This window comes from Roseospira marina (genome assembly GCF_014197855.1).
GTDB classification, from domain to species: Bacteria; Pseudomonadota; Alphaproteobacteria; order Rhodospirillales; family Rhodospirillaceae; genus Rhodospira; species Rhodospira marina.
The window spans coordinates 12,133-32,973 of record NZ_JACIGJ010000024.1 but is presented as its reverse complement, the minus strand read 5'-3'; the positions used below and the strand labels follow the sequence as shown (position 1 = coordinate 32,973).

Sequence of the window (20,841 nt, the reverse complement as noted above, 5' to 3'; positions counted from 1 at the left end):
CAACCAGCCGCTCGCGTAGGTCGGCGGAGAGGGGTTTCGTCATAGGCGCTGGCCTCCTTCTCCAGCCCCTATCTTGAATCACAAATCAACCGCCTGACGAATCCCCTGCGATTCCGTCAGACCGCGGGATGCTCTATCCCACGCTGAACACCTTCATGACCTCGTCGCCGAGGTGGTTGATGACCTTGACCGCGATGCGGCCGGTGGTGGGCTTGTCGAACGGGCGCGAGACGGCGCGGTTCAGGGAAGCCCAGGCCTCTTCGTCGATTTCCGCCTTCAGGGTCGTCTTCAGCGCCTTGTAGGGATCGCTGGCCCCCAGGAAGTAGGCGTGGCGGACGAAGAAGCTCTCCTCGTTGTAGGCGGTGTCGATGAACCAGCAGGCAATGCCCTCCGGCCCGCTGGAATCGATCTGCCCGGTCTGCGGGTGGAACACGTCCACGCCGTTGATGCGCACCTGGATGCGGCCGTCGTCGATGTCCTCGATGTCGATGTCGGGCTCGCCGAAGATCACGAACAGGTTGCCCTTGCCCGTGTTCTTCAGGTCGTCGGCCATGTGCAGGTCGGCGTTCATGCGTGCCTTCAGCACCGGGATGCGGCCCAGCTTTTCGAACTCCCCGGCGTGGGCGTCGTAGTTGAAGGCGCAGGCGATCAGAACATCAAACCCGGCGTCCCCAGCCTCGCGGGCCGCCGCCACCAGATCGGGGCGGGAGACGGTGCCGAACTCCGGCCCGATGAACACGCCCGCCCTCTTCTCGGTATCCCCTTCCATGAACCGGCCCTCGGCGCCGATGAATTCGCCGGGCCAGCCGGACAGGGTGGAAAAGGTGATCTTATCCTCCTTGTGCGCCTGCTGGACGCCGGAGGTCCTGAGGTGATCCAGAACCACGGTGGTGAAATCGTTGGCGTCGGCGGTGTGCTCCCCTCCGGTGCGTTCCCCTGGGTGGCGTCGCCCCTCGGCGGCGTCGAGCATATCCACCAGCTCGTCGTCCTGATCGACGGCCAGCACGCGGTGGGGTGAGAGGCTTTCGACCGTGAACGGCCCGGCCACGCGGACGCGGTGGGTGTCGCTGTAGGGCTTGTCGTACAGGTATTCGACGTCGGCCTTGGCCGCGATGGAAGCATCGATTTCTTTTTGCCGGGCGATGCGCGCCTGCCAGAAGGCCTCCAGCGCCGCGTTGGCGGTGTCGGGCCAAGGCGTGACGGGGCGCGGCGGCAGGCTTTCAGCCGTGACGTCGGTGTTCCGCAACGTGTTCAACTGGGCGAGGGCCTGGGCGGCCGCCTTGCGTTTGGCCGGTGGGGCGTCGGTAACGTCGAGGCGCGCCGTGTCCCACAGTTTCCGGTGTTTCTCCGGCCATGGGGTGCCGGGCTCGCGCGGCACCTCCCATTCCATGAAGCCGTTGGCCGGGGCGTCCTCGCCGGACGGCAGCGTGACGGTGCCGGAAGCGGTGAAGTCGATGCTCTTGCCGGCGCGGCCGCCGGTGGACACGGGGAACCGCTCCCCATGACCGGCCAGGGCGGCATTCAGGTCGGCCCGCGCGGCCTCAACGGCGGGCTGGAGCCGGTCCCAGATGACGTCGATTTCGGCGTTGTTGGCGATGGACTTCAGGGTGATGTGGGGCACGCGCTCATAGACGAAGCCCTGACGGATGTCGGCCCGGGTGGAGGTCTCCGACGGCGCCCGGCGGGACACCTCGGCCTCCTTCGCCTGCCCCTCTATAGAGTCGGCCAGCAGGTAGTAGGGATAGCGCGCCCCCATGATCCGCGCCCGGGCCAGCGCGAGGGCGACCCGTGACGTGTCGATGGTGATCCACCGCCGCCCCCACTGCTCGGCCACCGTGGCCGTGGTGCCGGACCCACAGGTCGGGTCCAGGACAAGATCGCCGGGATCTGAAGCCATCAACATACATCTCTCGACAATTTTTGAAGAGCTTTGCACGACATAAAATTTCTCTTCCGAAAATCCGGTCATAAGCACATCGCGCCATATATTAGAAATCGGATATACGGAGAAGTCATCTAAATATCTTCGGTACATTAGCGTATTTCCGATAGGATGAAGTCTCGTTGCCTGACTCAGTCGGCGGAACCCATGATCGTGAGTTTTCCAGAACCCCTTTCCAGGTCCAAATATCTTGCCGCTTTCAGTAAATGGGAAGTCCCCAGGCGGTTTTTGGCTTGTCAAATTGTCTGGGGCAAAGACGTAATAATCCTCCTTTTTTTGAAAACTTACTAAGTTAGGCGATTTTATTATTTCTGTGATTCCTGTTTTTTTATAAGAAATCATTTTATACTGCGTTGTTCCATCCGAGCCCAGCTCTTTAAGCGCATAAATAGATCTGTATTTTAGCCTTTCACGGTTTTTAGAAAAGAACAAAACATAATCCGCGACCCCAGCAAGGTATTGCGATGTAGCGCTCGTTGTTTTAAGCGCCGTTATCAAACAAATAAAATTCCCTTCCCCAAACACTTCATCCATCAGTGCGCGAACGCGATGGACGTTCTCGTCGCCGATCTGGACGAACACCGATCCGCTGTCGGCCAGCAGGTCGCGGGCCACGGTCAGGCGGTCGCGCAGATAGGTCAGGTAGGAGTGGATGCCGTCCCGCCACGTATCCCGGAACGCCTTCACCTGCTCCGGCTCGCGGGTGATGTGGTCGGCCTTGCCGTCCTTCACGTCGCGGCTGGTGGTGGACCACTGGAAGTTGGAGTTGAACTTGATGCCGTACGGCGGGTCGATGTAGATGCACTGCACCTTGCCGCGCAGCCCCTCGCGTTCGGCCAGCGAGGCCATGACCTGAAGGCTGTCGCCCAGAATCATGCGATTCGACCAGTTCTGGTCGTGTTCGTAGAACTCGGTCTTCGCCTCGGTGTCCGGCAGGCCGTTGAAGTCGGCGAACATGTCGAACTGGTCTTCGGCCGGGGCGTCCGCCTGCGTGCGGGCCCGGCTGCGGCGCATCAGGTCGTCGATCAGGACCTTGGGGTGGACCTTTTCCTGGATGTAGAGCGGCGGGGCCTGCACCACGAGGTCGGACCAGTCCTGCTCGTCCTTGCCGCGCCAGACCAGTTGCGGGTCCAGGTCGCGGTTGCGGCGGTCGTAGGCAACGCGGATCGGGCTCTTGTCCTCGGTCCGCATGACGGATTCCAGCTCGGCGGTCGGAATGTTGCGCCGCTGGGCCTCCTCATGGGTCAGGGTTTCGACGGATAGGGGTTTCTTGGGTCCGCGCGCCATCAGTCCTCGGTCTCCCGCAGGGTCGTGGTCGGGTCGGTCCGCAAGACGCTGACCAATCCGTCAATGTGTTCATGCAACTCGTCGGAAATGCTCTGCCACATGGGGTCGAGAATGAACTCGACGCCTTCGCGCCGGGCCAGCTTGGCCGCCGGGACGAAGTCGGCATCACCCGTCACCAGGACAATCGTATCGACCTGCCCCTTCAGGGTCATGGACGTGATGTCCACGCCGATACGCATATCGACACCCTTCTGGCGCAGACCCAGGATGACATCCCCCTCGTCCAGGCTGCGCCAATCCTCGATCAGCGTCTGAAGAGCGCGCCGTTGGTCCTCGGCAAGCAGGGCGTCCGTCCATGGTGTGCCTGAGTCATCCCGCAGAGGCGCCTCCAGCAGAGGCAACCAGTCCCGTGTTTTCAGCAGGCGCTTCGTCAGCCTCTCGCGGATTCGCCAGTCGCTTTCCTTGGTGACCTGTCCCAGACGAAGCGCGAACTTGCGCTTTTTGCGGAGTTCCTGGAACAGGGCTTTGCGAAAGGCAGCCTGATCGGAGGTGGCGAATTGGACCCGCCGGTTCGCGATGGGATGGTGCGAGACACCGTCGTAGGGCAGGGCATCGTAGTAGAATAGGCGATAGACGTGATCCAGCCACCGACTCTGCCTGGCGCCCAACGCTTCGCCGATCAATCTCTGAACGTGCTTCTTGCAGAGGATTCGAGCGGTGTCGGCCACGGTCTCCGGCGTAGTCCGGAAGCGGTCCTCAACCACCTTGGGAAGTCGCTTGATGAAATAGCCGCCGTCGATGAGAACAGCGATCCGTCGGGTTCTCATGCGCGGCCCCACGTCCAGAAACCGGGCACAAAAAAGCCCCAGGGTTTCTGCACACGCTCAGGATCATTGAGCGGGCGTACTCCCAAGGGGCGGATACCACGTAATTGTAAGTCGAACCGTGCCGTTTGGCAATCCTGACATTGGCACCGTCTGACACCGAGGTGATCCGCGCCGCAGGGGACAGACGGTTGGGACATGGTGATGCTCTTCCTGGCCCGTGCGCCCGTGCTGGGATGCTCAACAGCTCGCGTGTTCCGCCGGACCTGTAGGGAACGCGCACGCGGGCGGCCCCTCTCGCGTGACGCACATGGCAAAGCGCGGCCGTTCATGCCGCCGCCGTCGCGCAGAATGTGGCGATGAGTGTGTCGAACGCCCGTTCGATCTCATACACGGCCGTGAACTCGGCGGCGGCCCAGCGCCCAAACGAACCAAGGTTGTTGACGCCCGGCACCCAGTAGGTCCGCAGTGTGTTGGCCTTCTCCTTGGCGTCCTCGCCGCGATAGCCCTTGATCTCGACGATGAGGTTGAGGGGGTCGGGGCGCCCGTCGTCTATGCGAACGATGAAATCCGGGATGTACTTCCGGCGGACGCCCGCCATCAGATAGGGCACCTCGAACCCCAGGTTCTGGTTCTTGATGTAGGCCAGGACACGCGGGTGCGCCTCGGCGACCCGGCAGAACTCGGCCTCCCAGTCGCTGTCGCAGACGGCCCAGTTGACGTGGCATTTGGCGGGGTCGGTTCGCCAGCGGGTTCCCTTCGACGTCGTGAAATTCACGTAGGCGCTGGAGCCCGTCGGATTGTACGGATCCAAGACCGCCTTGATGGGCCGATCCTCCCGGGCCAGGGATTCCGTGATTGCCGACTTGATGCGCTCGCACGCCATGTCCGCGATCGCCTGATAGAGAAGCTGTGCGGGATAGGTGCCGCCCGTGCAGCGCAGATAGCCGCCGTCCAGCCACTGGCGGGTGATCCGCTTGAGCTGACCGAACAGGTGCAGCTTGGGCTCCTCGCCGGGATCGCGGTACTGCGTGAAAATCAGGTGGCGCGTCAGGTGGAAAAGGATCGTCGAGGTGCGGACGTCTTTCAGATGCTTCAGGCTCAAGTCGACGTCTTCGCCGACGATGCCCTGATTCTGGGTGATGGACGGCCCCACAAGATCGGGGGTCAGCTCCAGCACGGAATCCGGCCCGAACTTGGCGGAGACCGTCTCGTTCGGCAGTTCGACACGATAGCCCTCGACCCGAGGGAAGGTGATCTCCAGCGGGTCACGGTCGGGGATCACCGCGTGAACACGGACCGTCTCACGCGGCCTCTTGGGTGGCGCGACCACGGGCTTGGCGGCGAAGTCGAAGGGAATGCCCAGGACGTCGGCGTATTCCACGTTGAACAGACCGTCGTCGTTGGTGTCGTAGTTCTGGCGTCGCAGTGCGCGCCCGACCACCTGCTCGCACAGAAGCTGCGTGCCGAACGCCCGGACGCCCAGGATATGGGTGACGGTATTTGCGTCCCAGCCCTCCGTCAGCATGGAGACGGAGACCACGCAGCGAATGGACTCGCCCAGCCGGTCTTTCTTGCCGACGGTGTTCATGACCTCGCGCAAGAGATCCGGGTCGGAGATCGTGTCGCCAGCCTTGATGTCGCCCGTGCGCTCGATCAGTTCGCGGCGGAACCGCTTGATCTCGTCGGAGGCCATGTCGCGGAAGGTCGTATCCAAGGCATCGCCGGATTCAAGCTGCTCGCTGTCGATCAGGAGTGTGCGCGGGCGGGACAGGCGATGGCCGTGTTCGTCGTAGTTCCGGAACAGCGCCAGCCGCCCCTGTTCCAGCGTGGATGTGCCATCTTCATGCTCACGGTGAAATCCGGAAATGAAATCGTAAACCAGCTTTGACGTCGCCGTGTTGTTGCAGACGACAATGAAGACCGGCGGAACGTCGATCCCAGCCTGTTCCCACAGCGTGTAGGTCTCCACATAGTGACCGTACAGGGCCTGCAAAGCGCTCTGGAGTTCGGGTGGCAAGTTCAGCGGATCCAGGGTTTTTCCCGCCCCGCGCCCCTTCTTTGGCATTTTCTTGCCGATGTGTTCCCACAGGTTCCGGAACATCGGCGTATCGCCACCCGGCACGTTGTCGGCGACGGGCACGCGCGGCAGCTTGACGATGCCGCACTCGATGGCATCCATCAGCGAGAAGTCACTCACCGTCCAGTGGAACAGGGTCCCCTCGGCATAGCCGGAGCCGCGCAGGAAGAACGGGGTCGCGGACAGGTCGAACACGGTGCGGACGCCCAGCTTGCGTTGCACGGCTTCGATGCCGGAGATCCAAAGGCGGGCCGCCTCGTTGTTCTTTTCGGCCTCCTTCTTCTCGTCGCCCTTCAGGTCTTCGGTGTCGTCCGAAGGGCGTTCCCGATAGCAATGATGGGCTTCGTCATTGATGACGAGGATGTTCTTCATGCCCATCAGCCCCATGGAGGCGACGCAAGGCCGTCCGGTCGGCCTGCTGTGGGCCTCGCCAGACTGCCGTCACTTCAGCAAGGCCAAGGGCGGCAAGCCGGTGTCGGCCGGCGTGCGGGACCTCGCGTGGGTGGTGGTGGAATGGGCGCGGCGGGCGCGCCCGCGCGTCATCATCCTGGAGAACGTGGAAGAGTTCCAGACCTGGGGACCGCTGCAACAGGACGGTAAGCCGTGTCCGAACCGGAAGGGCCAGACCTTTACCCTGTGGGTGGAACGGTTGCGGCGCCTGGGCTATCGGGTCGAATGGCGCGAGTTGCGCGCCTGTGACTACGGCGCACCGACCAGCCGCAAGCGGCTGTTCGTCATCGCCCGCCGGGATGGTCAGCGCATCGTCTGGCCGGAGCCGACGCACGGCGCCCCGGACAGCCCGGAGGTGTGGGCGGGAACACGCCAACCCTGGCGCACGGCGGCGGAGATCATTGATTGGTCGCTGCCGTGCCACTCCATTTTCCTGACGCCGGAGGAGGCCCGCGCCGTCGGCGTGAAGCGCCCCCTGGCCGAGGCCACGTTGCGCCGCGTCGCGCGCGGTATCGTGCGCTACGTGCTCGACCATCCCCGGCCCTTCGTCATCCCGGTGACGCATGGCGGGGACGCCCGGTGCTGGGACTCGCGGGAGCCGCTGCGCACCATCACGACCGCCAAGCGCGGGGAAATGATGGTGGTGGCGCCGTCGCTGATGGTTAATACAACCGGGCACCCCGGCGCGCTGGTGACCACCAACGTGCCCGAGATGGCCGCCCGCCCGCTGTCGGAAGCGCGTTCGAACGAGGAGGTGGCGGCCTCATGACCCCCCTCCTGCGCTCCACGCTCGACCTGTATCTGCGCGGCATCATGGGCGGCCGTTGGCATGGCCTGCGATCGGTGGCGTTCCGGCCATGGCGGCGCCAGCACCTGCGCAGCGTCGTGCGCCGTCGGCGCCGCGTTTGGCCGGATGATCGGCGCGTTCCCGCCCTCCCTCCAACCCCGGTGCGCCACGCAACTCAAGCGACGAAAGGTTTTTGGACAGACGAAGCGGCCGGGCCGGTTGGGGAACCGCCCCATCCTGCGCCGGGGTTCGAGGGGGAGCGGACGCACACGCCCGCAGGCGCGACGGGGAGGGTGCTATGAGCGTGACCCCCGACCTGTTCGGCGCGCCCTCGCGCCCCGCCCTCGCGCCCCGCCCTCGCACCCGCCCAGGCCCACGCTCAAGCCGCCCCGCGCCTCCGCCGGCGCGCCGCCGCCCTGGTGCAGGGCCGGCTGGTCCACCCCTGCGCCGTCGCGGATTGCCCGCGCTACGCCAGCCGGGGTTGGGGCTACCACCCCCAGCGGTTCCGCGAAACGGGGGACCCGCGCCACCTCGGCGTCTGGTGGTGCCCCGAGCATGCGCCGCCGTCCGACCCCCCCGACCCCGACCCGTCCGCCATCCCCACCCACGCACCGTCCGGAAGGGCCGCATCATGACCGGATTCCTCGCCCTGTCCCGATCCTACCTCGACCACCCGGTGGTCGGGCTGCACACGCCGGAATGGTTCGCGGCCTGGGTCTGGATGCTGGCCGAAGCGGCCTGGGCACCGCGACAGGTGCGGGTGGGCCGGCAGCGCGTCACCCTGGAGCCAGGGCAGTTCAGCCACTCCGTTCGCTTCATGGCGCAGGCGGTGGGGTGGACCCCCAGCCGGATGGCGGACTTCCTGGCGCGGCTGGAGGACGCGGGGTTGATCGCGCGTGCGCCCGTACAGCCCCCCGCCGAAAACCGCACAGACGCCCGCACAGGGGGCCGCACAGAACAACGCGTCATAACCATCCTGGATGACACGCTTTTCCCGGATGGCGTGGGAGCCGTCCGCACAGAGGCCCAGACAGAGGACCGCACAGGCATCCGTCAAAGTCCGGACAAACAAAGAACAATACAACAAGATTCTTCTCCCCCTCCCTCCGCGCGGGGGCGCGAGGACGATCCGCCCGATCCGATCCCCAATTCGGTCGCCGACTCATCGGCCGAGGCCGCGCCGACGTTTGCGCTGGAGCCGCCGCCGGGGCCCGGCCCGGTCGACCGCATGGCCGAGGCCTGGAACGGGATGGCGCGCGATGTCGGGCTGCCCCTGGTGCGGTCCGTCACCCCTAAGCGCCGCGCCGCGGCCGAGCGGTGGCTGCGTGACTTCGGCGGCGGGAGCGTCGGCGGCGGGGGCGGGTTGTCGGCCTGGGCGCTGCTGCTGGATCGCATCCGGGCGAGTCCCGTCCTGACCGGCCAGACCGGCCGCATGCGCGCGGACGTCGATTTCGCGCTCGACCCGCATACCACCACCCGCATCCTGGAGGGCAGTTACGATGCCATCACACCCGGTCCCCACGGCGGCGGCGGTCCCCGGCTCGTTGCCCGCGACGGCACACCGGTCGGGCGGGGACGGGGCGGCTCGCCGCGCGCGCCCCGCGACGACATCGACGCCCGCATCGCCCGGCTGCTGGAGCACGGGAACGACGCGGCTGCTGGGGGCGCTGGAGGGGTGGCGGGCCAGCGACCCGTTGCCGGCGACGGCGACGGCGGCGGGGGTTGATGCAGCGGCGGCGGAGATCGCCGCGACCTGCACCCCGGTGGACGACAGCACGGTGTCGCGGGTGCTGGCGCGGCTGATGGACTTCGGGCAGCGGCACGACCTGATCGGCGCCCCGCACCGGCTGGCGGCGGCGGAAGCGGACCGGTGGGAGTCCGGCACGCGGCATGATCTGAGTGTAGCCCTGGGGGACCTGCCGGCGGCGGCGGTGTTGGTCGGGCTGGAAGGGTTGCTCGGGAGTTGGCGGCAGCCGCGCCTGCCGCTGCCTGGGGACGTGCGCGCGGCGGCCGAGGGTCTTCCGGCCTGGATGGAGACGCGCGCCGCGTTGCACCGCTTGGGCACGGTCCGGTGGGTATTGGAGCGGGAGGCGCGTTCGTCCCGCCGGCGGAGGGCGGGCCGATGAGCGCGCCCCTTCCACACGCCCCCCTCCCGCACGCGGTGTCGCTGCGACCGCCGCATCCGAGCTGGGTGATCGAGGGGGCGCCGAAGGACGGGCACCAGGATGTGCTGCCCCTCACGTATTTCACGATGACGACCGGGTGGCTGCTGATCCACGCCGGCCGCACGGACAGCCGGCGCCATCGCAAGGCCGTCACCCCGGACATGGCGCGCGGCGGGATCGTGGGTGCGGTGCGGGTCGTGGCTTGCGTGCCGAGCGAAGCGGAAGCGTCCCGCATGGCCCGCCGGGGGTACACGCGCGGGATCGGCGGGCGTACGGCGCTGCCCGAAACGTGGGAGGCGGCCTGGCGCAGCCCGTGGTGGGCGGGGCCGTTCGGGCTGCTGGTGCGGGATCCGGTGCCGCTGCCGTTCGAGCCCTGCCGGGGCCGCCTGGGGGTGTTCGACCCCGAGCTGTCGGCCGAGGCCACCACGCGCGTCCGCGCCGCGCTGGCGGAGGCCCTGGCGGCGCGCGGACTGGACGGGAGCCCGCCCGTGCCCGCCCCCGACCCGGTGCTGACCGCCGCCACCGCCGCCGTCACCGAAGCCATGACGGCGGCGATGCACCGCCAGCACGCGGCATCAACGGCGCCGGAGGGCCCTCAACACAACGGGGAGACAGCATGACGACCGACAGCCGGCGAACGATCACCGCGTGGCGCCTGCGCGCCCATTCCGCTACGGCTTTGATGCCGGGCATGGGGATGTCCCGCCGGCCCTGATGGTCACCAGGGATCTTGTCGTGCGCAAAAAAGGACGACAGGCCGCGTCGACTTGCTGCGCCGACCAGACGTTCCCATTCGGCCACGCGTTCGACCTCAGCCGGAAAGCGCCGTGCGATTTCAGCAACCTCGGCCTTGCGGGCGTGAATGCAGGGCATGCACCCCACGCGGCCCATGCCCATAGTGTAGAGGGGGTTGGGTGTGACTGCGTGCCGCCGGTGCAGCGCAAACACGTCGTCGGCCGTCCACCGGAGGATCGGGCGCCACACCCAAAGCCGGCCATCGGCCCGCTCAAAGCGCCGTCGCTGGGATCGAGGGAGGCTTTCGTCGGCACGGATGCCTTGCCACGACAGGACGCGGCTGGACCGCATCAGGGGCAGATGAACCCGTTCATAGATCGGTCGCCATTTCAGTTCCTCCGAACAGAAGCGGCGGCGGGCAGAGGGAAACCGACCTTTCCACAGGCACAGGTCGAGGAAAGGGATGCCCGTGGGCTGCAGTAGCGCGACGGCCTGGGCGATGCGGTGCGGCGGCACGCCTGCCGCCGTCCAGCGACGACCGATACTGTTCCGCTTGCGCGCAATCTGGCGCGAGAAATCGGCCCGAACCCACTGGACGGGCGTTCCGAGATGGCGTTCCAGGCGCCCCAGAACCTCATAGGTCAGAGGGTGTTCGTGCCCGGTGTCGGCAAAGACAAACATGGGCTCGATGCCGGCCCGCTCGGCCTGCTCCAAAGCCAGAAGAGCCACAGCGGTGCTGTCTTTGCCGCCGGACAGTGACACGACATGATGGGTCACGCCGCACCCGCCTCGACGCGCGGGGCGTCGTCGTCATAGTCGCCGGGCCGTTCCAGGCGTTTGCGGGTGCCGGGCGGGATCCATCGGAAGTCCGTGCCACCGATCCGATGAGGGTCATGGCGCCACACGATCCAGCAGTAGGCCGTGGCCGTGGACGCAGAGCGCAGGCACCGGCCCTTGTGCATCGGCACGCGCTCGGCAAATTGGGCGATCGTCGCGGGTGGGTACGGGTCAAACAGGTCGCGCCACCGCTCGCCACCTTCCAGGAACGCCGTGCGGACCAGAACGGCGACGACAGCGGCTTGCGGAAGCGCGTGCCGCACAAACGCGGACGCAAGCCGAAACGGCGGGTTCGTGATGATGGCGTCCAGCGTCCCGGCAGGCAGGTCGGCCGGGCGGGGCTCCAGGACGAAGTCGTGGCGCTGGCCATAGCCGATCTGGTCCGCCGCCACGTCGGTCGCGACGACGCGCCCCCAATACTCGCCGAGGGGGCGGGCCATGCGCCCGGCGTCCATCCCGGCGTTGAAGGCGCGCCCACCGTTCTCGAGCGACGGATCCTCGGGATCGACGCGGCATTCGCCTTCGTGCTCGTGGGGCTCGACCGGGTCGGTCTCGGCCGGTGCGTCGGGGCTCTCTCCGTCGGCGGTCCGGGGCTCGGCCTCGGCCATCAGGGTGCACACCGGCTCGTACACCCAGTCGGGCATATGCGTTCCCGCCGTGTCGTCCTTGCACTGCTTGATCGTCGGAACGCTGATGTTGGTCGGGCTGTTGGAGTAGTCGCAGCCGATGGTCCCGTTGAGCTTGACCGACAGCAGGTCCGTGTCGGGGTCGATCGAGGGCGTGCAGCCCGTGGGCACAACCGGGTCCTCGATCCCGGTGAGTCGGCCGATCACGTCGCCCAGGGCATCCCAGGCATCCTGAAGGCTCGGCAGGCATTCCATCTCGCCCTTGAGCGTGACGGCCTCGGGGCCGGACGGAGCGGTGTCGTTGACCCACGAAATCCGCGGCAGGCCATCCTTGAGCTTGATTCCGGTGATGCGGTGTTGGGGCACGGCGGGTCTCCTATCGTGCGGGGGATGCGCAGCCCGGCCGGGACACGGGACAGCCGGGCTGCGCGGCGCCTGGAGCAAGAGAGGGGCGGACGGGGGCCCCAGGCGCGTCTCGGGGGTCAGCGTTCGCGGCTGACCGGATTCGTGGTTCGGGTGGCGCGGCTCACGGGGCGTTCCGCCCGCCGCCGACCGCGCGCCACGCGGCACCGTCCACGTCAATTCGCGCCACGGCGCGACGGTTCGGCAAGAAGACCGCCGGCCGGCTGCTGGACGGCCGCACGCATGATGTGGTGCCGTCATGAGCGGACTCGCGGACGAAATCGAGGCGGCCGAAGCCCACGTGGCAGCCCTGAAGCGCTGCGCCGCCGCCGCGCCCTGCGCGGAGGTTGGGCACGACTGGGTGCCCCTGGGTGGTGCGAACGCCGGGTGCGGCCCCGACTGCTGTTGTTCCATCCCAGTCCATGAATGTCGTCGCTGCGGCGACTGCGACTATGGCGACAACGACGAGGCCATAGAGATCATCCGCGCGTGCCGGGAGGACCCGGACTGGGACGCGGTCGAACCGGATGACAAGCCCTCGTAATGGGATGTGCCAGAACCTGACGAGGTGCCGTCATGAACGCCGTCGATAAGGCTTATATCGTCCAGGAGACGAACGATGAGACAGGCGACGTCGTATTCGCCCATCGGCTTCGGTCGCACCAAGGTGCGGAAGATGATCGACGCCGGCGAGTTCCCCCCCGGCTTCCGGCTGTACGGGGCGCGCAAGTGGGCGCTGACGGCGGTTCTGACCTGGATGGCGGACCGGCGCATTGAGGGCGAGGCGGCCGAGTCCCCTGATGAGACCTCCACCGGGCGGGCGGTGACGGCCGGGGCTCACCCGCCGGCCAAAAACGCCGCCCAGGCGTCCATCAGGGCGCGGCGGCGCTCGAAGAAATCCCCGCGCTGGTAGGCCGCCACCACCTTGTCCGCCTTGGTGTGTGCCAGCGCCGCCTCGCAGATCTCGTGCGGGGCGCCGGCGACCTCGCCCGCCCAGTCGCGGAAGGTGGAGCGGAAGCCGTGTGGCACCGCCGGCACCTCCATCCGGCGCGTCACCGCCAGCATGGCCATGTTGGACAAGGGGCGGCCCTTGCGCTGACCCGGGAACACCAGCGGCGAGCCGCCGCCGTGAACGACGCGGGCGGCCTCCAGGTCGCGCAGCAGCTCCACCGCCGGGGCGGACAGCGGCACGCGGTGCTCTTTGGCCGCTTTCATGCGAGCAGCGGGGATGGTCCAGACCAGCCGGGTCGCGTCGACCCGGTCCCAGCGCAACGGGGCCATGGGGTCGGGACCATCCGGACCCAGACCGGCCGCGCCGTCCCCAACCTCATCCCACGTCGCGCCCAGCACCTCGCCGGTGCGGGCGGCGGTCAGAATGGCGAACTGGAGGGCTTTCGCGCCCAGCCCGTCCGTCATGCGCAACCGGCGCCAGAACGCCGGCATGGCGGCATAGGGCAGGGCGGGGGAGTGCTCGACCGCGCTGACCCGGCTGGGGGCGGGCAGAATCTGGTCCAGGTGGCCTTTCCAGCGCGCCGGGTTTTCGCCCGTGCGCAGGCCCATGGCGCGGGCCGCGTCCAGCACGGTCTCCAGACGGCCCCGGACCCGCTTGGCGGTCTCGGTCTTCTCCGCCCAGATCGGGCGCAGGATGGCGAGCACGTCCTCGGTCGTCACGGAGTCGAGCGGCCGATCGCCGATGGTCGGCCACGCATAGGTCTCCAGCGTGGCGCTCCACTGGGCGGCATGCTTGGGGTTGCGCCATGCCGGCGCCTTGGCGGCGATCAGGTCGGCGGCAAAGGCGCGCAGGGTCGGGCCGGAGCCGGCCGCCGGGGTCGCGTTGGCCGCGCGGGCGGCGTTGCGGACGTCGATCGGGTCGCGCCCCTCGCGCACATGGCGGCGGGCCTCGGTGAGGAGGTCACGGGCTTCGGCCAGCGAGACGTCGACCAGCCGCCCCAGCCCCATTTCGCGCCGGCGCTTGTCCATCTGATAGCGGAACACCCAGTTGCGTCCGCCGTCCTTGGTGATCTTGAGATACAGCCCGTCGCCGTCCGCGTAGGACCCGGGCTCCTTCAGCGTCGCGATGCGTCGCGCCGAGAGCTTTCCCGCCATCCGCCGTCCGTCTCCTCCCGGTTTTCCGGGGGTCTCGGGCCGAAGTGGTGGACTGTGTCCCACTTGGTCCGAGGCCGGTTCTCAATCCACCATCCGGTCCACCACGTGACGGTGGATTGGGATGGTGGGGCCTGAGTCGAAATGGCCATGAGAACCGGGAGAACGCAAGCCTTTTCAAGGTGGAGGGGCCTATCCTGACGGCCCCTGATAAAGCAATTGGCGGAGGGAGAGGGATTCGAACCCTCGATACCGGGTTAGGGTATACACACTTTCCAGGCGTGCGCCTTCGACCGCTCGGCCATCCCTCCACGCGCCGGGGTTGGTTTCCCCAGGGAGGCGCGGACAATACCGAACGTCCGGGGTCGATGCAATGGCTTTTGCCGGACCGGTCACGGCACCGTTTACCGGCGTTTTCGCCGGCCTGCGGTGCCGCGATGTCAGGCCGGAGTCGCCCCATTCGTCCGGGGGATCCGGGGTCTGCGCTCCCCTTAACGCCGGCTGCTCAACGCCGCCCGCTTAACAGCGCACGCTTACCGGTGGTGTTGCAGGGGCGCCCGGCGACTCCGGCCATTGGCGGCGAGAGGGGGGCGCGTTGGGGCAGGGGGGGCGTTGCGGGGCCGGTTTCGGGCCGGTTGATGGGCGGCTGCATACACCCAAAGTCATACCCTATTCGTAAAAATGTACTGAAAAAAAGTGTTGCGAGAACCGCTTGTTACGGGCAGATTCTGGACTCTGGTCTTCAAAGTTCGGAACAGAGGCCCGGGATCCAATGATTCTGATGCGATTTCTCGGATGGGTCCTGATTGCCATGGCCTTCGTCGCCGCGTCGGCGGAGGCTGTGCTCGCGCTCGGCCCCGGGCCGCGTCCCGTCCTGGCGACGGGCGATGTCTGGACCCTGCTGTCCGGCGTGCCGTCGAGTGCGGCGGCCCCTTCCGATCATTGGCTCGAGATGGTCACCGCCTCGGTGATGGTTCTGCCGGCGTGGATCGCCGTGGGCCTGACGGGGCTTCTGCTGGTCCTGGTCGGCCGCATCCGGCGCCGCAAGCACCGCCTGAGCGCGTTCGACTGAGGGGCCGTCCGACGGGCTCCGGTCATCAGGGCCGCCATCCCTGTGTCATCGTCCGGCCCGCGCGGTGCGATCCTGTGAAGGACGCGCCACACAGTCGTCGGACGTCGGTCACCATCGGGCGTTGCGGCGGCCGATCGGGTGTGCGACTCTCTGATGCTAAAGCTTGAGAGCGAAAGGCGTGAACGCGTCCTTCGGGAGCCACCCTCGGCGGGGTGAACGCTTCAGGGCGGCATCGTTCCCGACGGACCCGCATGGATAACACCGCAGCAGACCCGAAAGCCCCGATGCCCCTGCTGGTGGGCGTCGGGGCTTCAGCGGGTGGGTTGAAGGCGTTCCAGACCCTGCTGGAGGTCTTGCCCCCGGATACGGGCATGACCTTCGTGTTCATCCAGCATCTCGATCCTGAACACCCCAGCATGATGACGGACCTGCTGTCGCGGCGCACGACCATGACGGTGCGTGAAATCGGCGACGGCATGGTGCCGGAGCGCGATCACGTCTACATGATTCCGCCGGGTGAGCATGTCATCCTCAAGGATGGCGCCCTGCGCCTGATCCAGCCGCGCGAGCGGCGCGGCGAGCGCATGGCCATCGACACGTTTTTCCGGTCGCTGGCGGAGGAACGGTCGGAGGATGCGGCGGCCATCGTCCTGTCGGGCACCGGCACGGACGGCTCGCTGGGCCTGCGCGAGATCAAGGAGCGCGGCGGCCTCTGTCTGGTTCAGGCGCCGGCGACCGCCGACTACGACGGCATGCCCACCAGCGCGATCCGCACCGGCGTGGTGGACAACGCCCTCGACATCGCCGACATGCCCGCGACCCTGCTGGCGTTCGAGCGCCGCGTGCGCGAGCGGGCCTCCAGCGAGGAGGCCGCGCCCAGTCAGAACGCCTTCAATCGGCTGGTCTCCGTGCTCGCGCACCAGAGCGGCATGGACTTCCGATTCTACAAGACCAGCACGGTGGTCCGCCGCATCGAGCGGCGGATGAGCATGGTCCGGATCGAGGATGCGGACGAGTACCTGACGATGCTGCGCAACGATCCGGGCGAGCGCAAGGCCCTGTCGCGGGACCTGCTGATCAGTGTGACCAGCTTCTTCCGCGATCCGGAGGTGTTCGAGGCGCTGCGCGGAATGGCGTTGCCCGAGTTGATCGGCGACGGGCCGGAGGACCCGCTGCGCATCTGGGTGCCTGGCTGTGCGACCGGCGAGGAAGCCTACACGCTGGCGATGCTGGTCCAGGACACCATGGACAAGACAATGCGTCAGCGGCCGGTGCAGATCTTCGCGACCGATGTGGACACGCAGGCCCTGCGCGTGGCGCGCGAGGGCGTGTATGCGGAGGGCATCGCGGCTGATCTGCCCGAGCACTGGCTGAATCGGTATTTCGTGCAGCAGGACGGGACCTATGTGGTCGGCAAGGCCCTGCGGGACATGGTGGTGTTCGCCGAGCAGAACCTGCTGACGGATCCCCCGTTCTCGCGGATCGATCTGTTGAGCTGCCGCAACTTACTGATTTATCTTAAAAACGAGGTTCAGGCTCGCGTCATGGGCGTATTTTCGTTCGCGCTGCGCGAGGGCGGGTTCCTGCTGCTCGGGTCGTCGGAGAGTGTCGGGCGCGCGGATGACCTGTTCTCGGTGGTCTCGAAAAAGCACCGTCTGTTCCGCCGCACGGGGCAGTCCGCCATTCCCGTGCTGTCGCCGCCACCGCCCAGCCCCATCGCCCATCAGGCCGGGTCCGCTCCCACGCGGTCGAACACCATGTCGATCCGGGAGATCGCGCACCGCGCCATCCTGGAGCACGTCTCGCCGCCGTGCGTCCTGATCGATGCGGCGCACCAGGTGCGGTACTACCACGGCGATACGACCCCGTTTCTGACCCAGCCGCCGGGGGAACCGACGCGGAGCCTGATGGACATGCTCCGGCCCGGGGTCAAAACACGCCTGCGCAGCCTTATGCGGACCGTTCGCGAGAACGGCGACCCGAAGAAGCCGCCGCGTGTTGTCAGCGAGTCCGTGTCGGTGCGCGATCCGCGGGGCCAGCGCCTCGCCGTGCGCCTCGCCGTGGCCACGGTGGAGTCACAACTGGAAACGCTGTTTCTGATCGCGTTCCAGTCGGAAGAGACGGACGTCCTGGAACAGGACAACGACGCGGAAACGTCCTGGATGGTGCGCCAGCTCGAACAGGAGCTGACGTCCACTCGTGAGGATCTTCAGTCGACGATCGAAGAACTGGAGACATCCAACGAAGAGCTCAAGGCCTCCAACGAGGAGGTCATGTCCATGAACGAGGAGTTCCAGTCCACCAACGAGGAGCTGGAAACCTCGAAGGAAGAGCTTCAGTCGCTGAACGAGGAGCTGACCACCGTCAACGCTCAGCTCCAGGAAAAGGTCTCGGAGCTGGAGCAGGCCAACAACGATCTGACGAATCTGTTCGAAGCCACGGACATTGCGGTGGTCTTCGTCAACAAGAACGGCATCATCAACCGCTTCACCCCGCAGGCGGCCACGCTGTTCAAGCTCCGGTCGTCGGACCTCGGGCGTCCGGTGTCGGAGTTGCGCCTGAGCGCGATGGACGAGGGGCTCCATGAACGCATCCTTTCCGTCACGCGCAGCCTGCGCCCGACCTCGCATGTGTTCGAAAGCGAGGATGACCGGTGGTTCAGCGAGCGCATCAACCCCTACCGCACTTCGGATGACCGCATTGACGGGGTTGTGGTCAGCCTGATCGATATCACCGAGGAAACGCGGATTCAGCGCGAGACCGCGCGCCAACGCACCCTGTTCAGTTCGGTGATGCAGCAGGCGACCGAAGGCATCGTCATCGCGGGCGCCGACGGGCGCATGGTCTTGGTCAACGATGCGGCACGGCGCTTGGCCACCGGGGATCCGGAAGGCGCCCGGGTGTTGGACGGCCCGCGGTTCTGGGGCCAAGCGTACCGTGACGACGGCGCGGCGGTGAAGCCGGAGGACTGGATTCTCCTGCGCGCCTTGAACAGTCGAAAGGCGCTGGCCGAGACCGCGCGGCTGGTCCGGGCGGACGACCGTCACTACGATATCGCCATAAGCGCCGCACCGGTGTTCGACGACGACGGCGTGGTGGTGGCGGCGGTGGCCATCTTCCGCGACATCACGACGGAACGCCGGCTTATCGCGGACAAGGAGGTGGCAATCGCGACCGCAACCGCCGCGAACGACGCCAAAACGCGGTTCTTGGCCAACCTCAGCCATGACCTGCGCACGCCTCTGAATGCCGTGCTTGGGTTCACGGACGCGTTGCTGGACGATGTGTACGGGACGCTGGCGGCGCCGCAGGCCGAGGCCCTGCGGATGGTTCTGCGCGCCGCCGGGCATTTGCGCGATCTGGTGAACGACATCCTGGACATGGCCCGGATCGAGGCGGGGCACCTGGAGATGGCGCCGACGCGGATCCCGGTCCAGGCGGCCGTCGCGGAGGCTGTTCGAACAGCCCGCGCCCAGAGCCGCGCCGACCGGACCGTCGTTGAATACGAGCTGGAGCCCGAGGCTATCGCCGTGTGGGCCGATCCGATCCGTTTGAAGCAGGTGCTGATCAACGTGCTGGACAATGCGTTCAAGTACGGGCCGGCGGATGGCGCCGTTCGGGTTCGCGCGCGGTGGAGCGACGCCATCGGGGGGGTGTGCATCGCCGTCATCGACCAGGGGCCTGGCATGGCGGAGGAGGCCCGCGCAAAGGCGTTCGAGCCGTTCTATCGCGGGGAGTCCGGGGATTCCGAGGTGGAGGGGGTGGGACTCGGCCTATCGCTCGTGCACCGCATTCTCAGCCTTCACGGTGGCACGGTGCGTCTGGACGAAGCGGACGGTGGCGGTCTTGCGGTGGTGATGGAGTTTCCCGGGCCGCCGCAGGACGCCCGCGCTTGATCGCGCGCAGGGGATCCCGTGGACCAGATTGCGCCAGAACGGAAGTGCGCCAGAACGGAATCGCCGTCGGATGCCGTTCCGGCACGTGACACGGCTCTCCAGTCATGGGGTTAGAGCCGAGTCACGTTCAGTAATAGGACCGCGATGTGGTGCCGGTTTTGAACGATCGGCTCACCCGCGGCTGGGACCGGCGCGCCGGGTGGAGTGTTCTATCCGAGATGTCTGATGGTGTGGCGCTCGGTCCGGTGGTGCGGGCGGCCGGACTCGAACCGGCACGGATATACCAAGCGATTTTAAGTCGCCAGCGTCTACCACTTCCGCCACGCCCGCTAAAACCCCTCCCAGCGGAGCGGCCGTAAAATAGAGGGGCGCGCGCAACAACACAAGGGCGCATCTGGACCCGGTGTCAGCCTTTGGAAGGCCAGCCGTTTCGGGCGCGTCAGGTTAACGGATCGTCGTCGTCCGGAACGCCCAGCGGTGCGAAGTTGGCGCGGCCCCGCATGGCGCGGTGCTGGCGTAACGCCCAGGCGACGTTGGGATAGGCGAGGTCGTTCCAGGGCAGTTCGTCCCAGGCGACCAGCGTAACCTCCTGACTTTCCGGGCCGGGCGCGCAATCCGGCGTCAGCATGCGGGCGCGGTAGATCAAATGCACCTGACTGATGTGCGCCAGGTTGTACAGGGCCAGGAGATCCGTCACCGCCACCCGGGCGCAGGCCTCTTCCCACACCTCGCGCGTGGCGCCGGCTTCCGTGCTTTCGCCCAGTTCCATGAAGCCCGAGGGCAGGCACCAATGGCCTTCGCGTGGCGGAATGGCGCGCCGGACCAGAAGGTACCGGTCCTCCCAGGTGCACACGGCGCCGACGATGATCTTCGGGTTGTCGTAGCGGACATAGCCGCAATCGGTGCAGACCAGCCGCTCGCGATCATCGCCATCGGGCACCATGGCGACGGTGGGGCCCGCGCCCCGGGCGCCGCCGGGGACCGGCATGAAGTAGGTCTTGTGAATGCGATCGACGCTCAAGGCCCGTCCGCCCTCTCCGGATTGCGGGGCCGTCGCCCCGCAGCTGGGCGAGACTACACGGTAATGTCCAAGTATGTCCCACGCGGTGCGTCGGGGTCCAGTTCCCGGCCCTGGAACCGGATGATGTGGGGCGGACGCCGCTCCTCCGACGTCTGGAGGTCGGATGTTCTGGCTTCGGCACGAGGACCCCGCGTCCCGCGATCATCGACGCCGGGAACGGACAGACGAACCGCTTCGCCGCGCGCGGGGAGCGGCGGTGGGGGGGAGCCGGCAACGCCGGGTGTTTCAGCCATGCGGGGATCTCCCGTGGCGGCCCGGTCCCGTCATGGCCGGACACCTCCCCCAGGCTGGGGCGAGGGGGCCGGCTAGGGGACGGACCGCGCTCAGGCGGTGATATCCACCTGCGTTCCTTTGCCGGAACCGGCGGCCGGGGTCACGGCCTGCGAGGGGTTTTGCGCCTGTCCACCCGACGACTGAAGCAGGCCGGCCACGGCCTGATCGGCTTCCGCGCTCATTTTCAGCATGGAGGTCTGGGTGTGCAACAGACTCACGGCCTGGGACAGCATGGTGCCGCCGGCAAGGGTGCTCACATTCATCACGCACGCTCCCGTCTC

The 20,841-nt window shown here is 67.1% G+C and carries 15 protein-coding genes, 2 tRNA genes and 1 pseudogene; 8 read left to right on the top strand and 10 right to left on the bottom strand.

Annotated elements, in window-relative coordinates; translation table 11 throughout:
* Positions 1-133 precede the first annotated feature (133 nt).
* The 3 genes and pseudogenes from GGD82_RS21280 to GGD82_RS18995 all read right to left on the bottom strand — a co-directional run.
* Positions 134-3,229, bottom strand: a complete 3,096-nt coding sequence (locus tag GGD82_RS21280; protein ID WP_150063894.1) for a site-specific DNA-methyltransferase — start codon at positions 3,227-3,229, stop codon at positions 134-136.
* Positions 3,229-4,056, bottom strand: coding sequence for an NYN domain-containing protein (locus tag GGD82_RS19000; protein WP_150063893.1), 828 nt, complete (start codon positions 4,054-4,056; stop codon positions 3,229-3,231). The genes GGD82_RS21280 and GGD82_RS19000 overlap by 1 nt, the downstream gene beginning before the upstream one ends.
* 325 nt (positions 4,057-4,381) lie before the next feature.
* A pseudogene (locus tag GGD82_RS18995) lies at positions 4,382-6,514 on the bottom strand (BPTD_3080 family restriction endonuclease); the annotation flags it as partial.
* Between GGD82_RS18995 and GGD82_RS18990 the strand changes: the two are divergent.
* From GGD82_RS18990 to GGD82_RS18975, 4 genes are all read left to right on the top strand, one after another.
* Entirely contained in the window at positions 6,486-7,352 is an 867-nt protein-coding gene (locus GGD82_RS18990; protein ID WP_150063892.1) for a DNA cytosine methyltransferase, read from the top strand. The pseudogene GGD82_RS18995 and the gene GGD82_RS18990 sit on opposite strands and share 29 nt — an antisense overlap.
* Positions 7,353-8,001: 649 nt before the next feature.
* On the top strand, positions 8,002-9,096 hold the full coding sequence (locus GGD82_RS18985; RefSeq protein ID WP_150063891.1) for a hypothetical protein: 1,095 nt from the start codon (positions 8,002-8,004) through the stop codon (positions 9,094-9,096).
* On the top strand, positions 9,065-9,496 hold the full coding sequence (locus tag GGD82_RS18980; protein WP_150063890.1) for a hypothetical protein: 432 nt from the start codon (positions 9,065-9,067) through the stop codon (positions 9,494-9,496). Before GGD82_RS18985 ends, GGD82_RS18980 begins: the two co-directional genes overlap by 32 nt.
* On the top strand, positions 9,493-10,155 hold the full coding sequence (locus tag GGD82_RS18975) for a hypothetical protein (RefSeq protein WP_150063889.1): 663 nt from the start codon (positions 9,493-9,495) through the stop codon (positions 10,153-10,155). The genes GGD82_RS18980 and GGD82_RS18975 overlap by 4 nt, the downstream gene beginning before the upstream one ends.
* On the opposite strand, the gene GGD82_RS18970 is transcribed toward GGD82_RS18975, so the two are convergent.
* Together GGD82_RS18970 and GGD82_RS18965 are read right to left on the bottom strand one after the other, a co-directional pair.
* On the bottom strand, positions 10,067-11,047 hold the full coding sequence (locus GGD82_RS18970) for a phosphoadenosine phosphosulfate reductase domain-containing protein (RefSeq protein ID WP_150063888.1): 981 nt from the start codon (positions 11,045-11,047) through the stop codon (positions 10,067-10,069). The genes GGD82_RS18975 and GGD82_RS18970 overlap by 89 nt on opposite strands.
* Positions 11,044-12,099, bottom strand: a complete 1,056-nt coding sequence (locus GGD82_RS18965) for a hypothetical protein (protein ID WP_150063887.1) — start codon at positions 12,097-12,099, stop codon at positions 11,044-11,046. The genes GGD82_RS18970 and GGD82_RS18965 overlap by 4 nt, the downstream gene beginning before the upstream one ends.
* 295 nt (positions 12,100-12,394) lie before the next feature.
* Between GGD82_RS18965 and GGD82_RS18960 the strand changes: the two genes are divergently transcribed.
* Both GGD82_RS18960 and GGD82_RS18955 read left to right on the top strand, forming a co-directional pair.
* On the top strand, positions 12,395-12,679 hold the full coding sequence (locus GGD82_RS18960) for a hypothetical protein (RefSeq protein ID WP_150063886.1): 285 nt from the start codon (positions 12,395-12,397) through the stop codon (positions 12,677-12,679).
* 75 nt (positions 12,680-12,754) lie between these two features.
* A complete protein-coding gene (locus GGD82_RS18955) occupies positions 12,755-13,048 on the top strand; it encodes a hypothetical protein (RefSeq protein WP_150063885.1) in 294 nt (97 codons plus the stop codon).
* Here the strand turns inward: GGD82_RS18955 and GGD82_RS18950 are convergent.
* Entirely contained in the window at positions 12,973-14,241 is a 1,269-nt protein-coding gene (locus tag GGD82_RS18950; RefSeq protein WP_150063884.1) for a tyrosine-type recombinase/integrase, read from the bottom strand. The genes GGD82_RS18955 and GGD82_RS18950 overlap by 76 nt on opposite strands.
* A 217-nt stretch (positions 14,242-14,458) precedes the next feature.
* Positions 14,459-14,549, bottom strand: a tRNA-Ser gene (locus GGD82_RS18945).
* Positions 14,550-15,019: 470 nt separating this feature from the next.
* On the opposite strand from GGD82_RS18945, the gene GGD82_RS18940 reads away from it, so the two are divergent.
* Together GGD82_RS18940 and GGD82_RS18935 are read left to right on the top strand one after the other, a co-directional pair.
* Positions 15,020-15,310, top strand: coding sequence for a hypothetical protein (locus GGD82_RS18940; protein ID WP_150063883.1), 291 nt, complete (start codon positions 15,020-15,022; stop codon positions 15,308-15,310).
* Between the two features lie 251 nt (positions 15,311-15,561).
* Entirely contained in the window at positions 15,562-19,206 is a 3,645-nt protein-coding gene (locus tag GGD82_RS18935; protein ID WP_150063882.1) for a chemotaxis protein CheB, read from the top strand.
* Positions 19,207-19,452: 246 nt separating this feature from the next.
* Here the strand turns inward: GGD82_RS18935 and GGD82_RS18930 are convergent.
* From GGD82_RS18930 to GGD82_RS18920, 3 genes are all read right to left on the bottom strand, one after another.
* A tRNA-Leu gene (locus GGD82_RS18930) sits at positions 19,453-19,536 on the bottom strand.
* 109 nt (positions 19,537-19,645) lie between these two features.
* On the bottom strand, positions 19,646-20,194 hold the full coding sequence (locus GGD82_RS18925; RefSeq protein ID WP_150063908.1) for an NUDIX hydrolase: 549 nt from the start codon (positions 20,192-20,194) through the stop codon (positions 19,646-19,648).
* 416 nt (positions 20,195-20,610) lie between these two features.
* On the bottom strand, positions 20,611-20,823 hold the full coding sequence (locus GGD82_RS18920; RefSeq protein ID WP_150063881.1) for a hypothetical protein: 213 nt from the start codon (positions 20,821-20,823) through the stop codon (positions 20,611-20,613).
* Positions 20,824-20,841 lie beyond the last annotated feature (18 nt).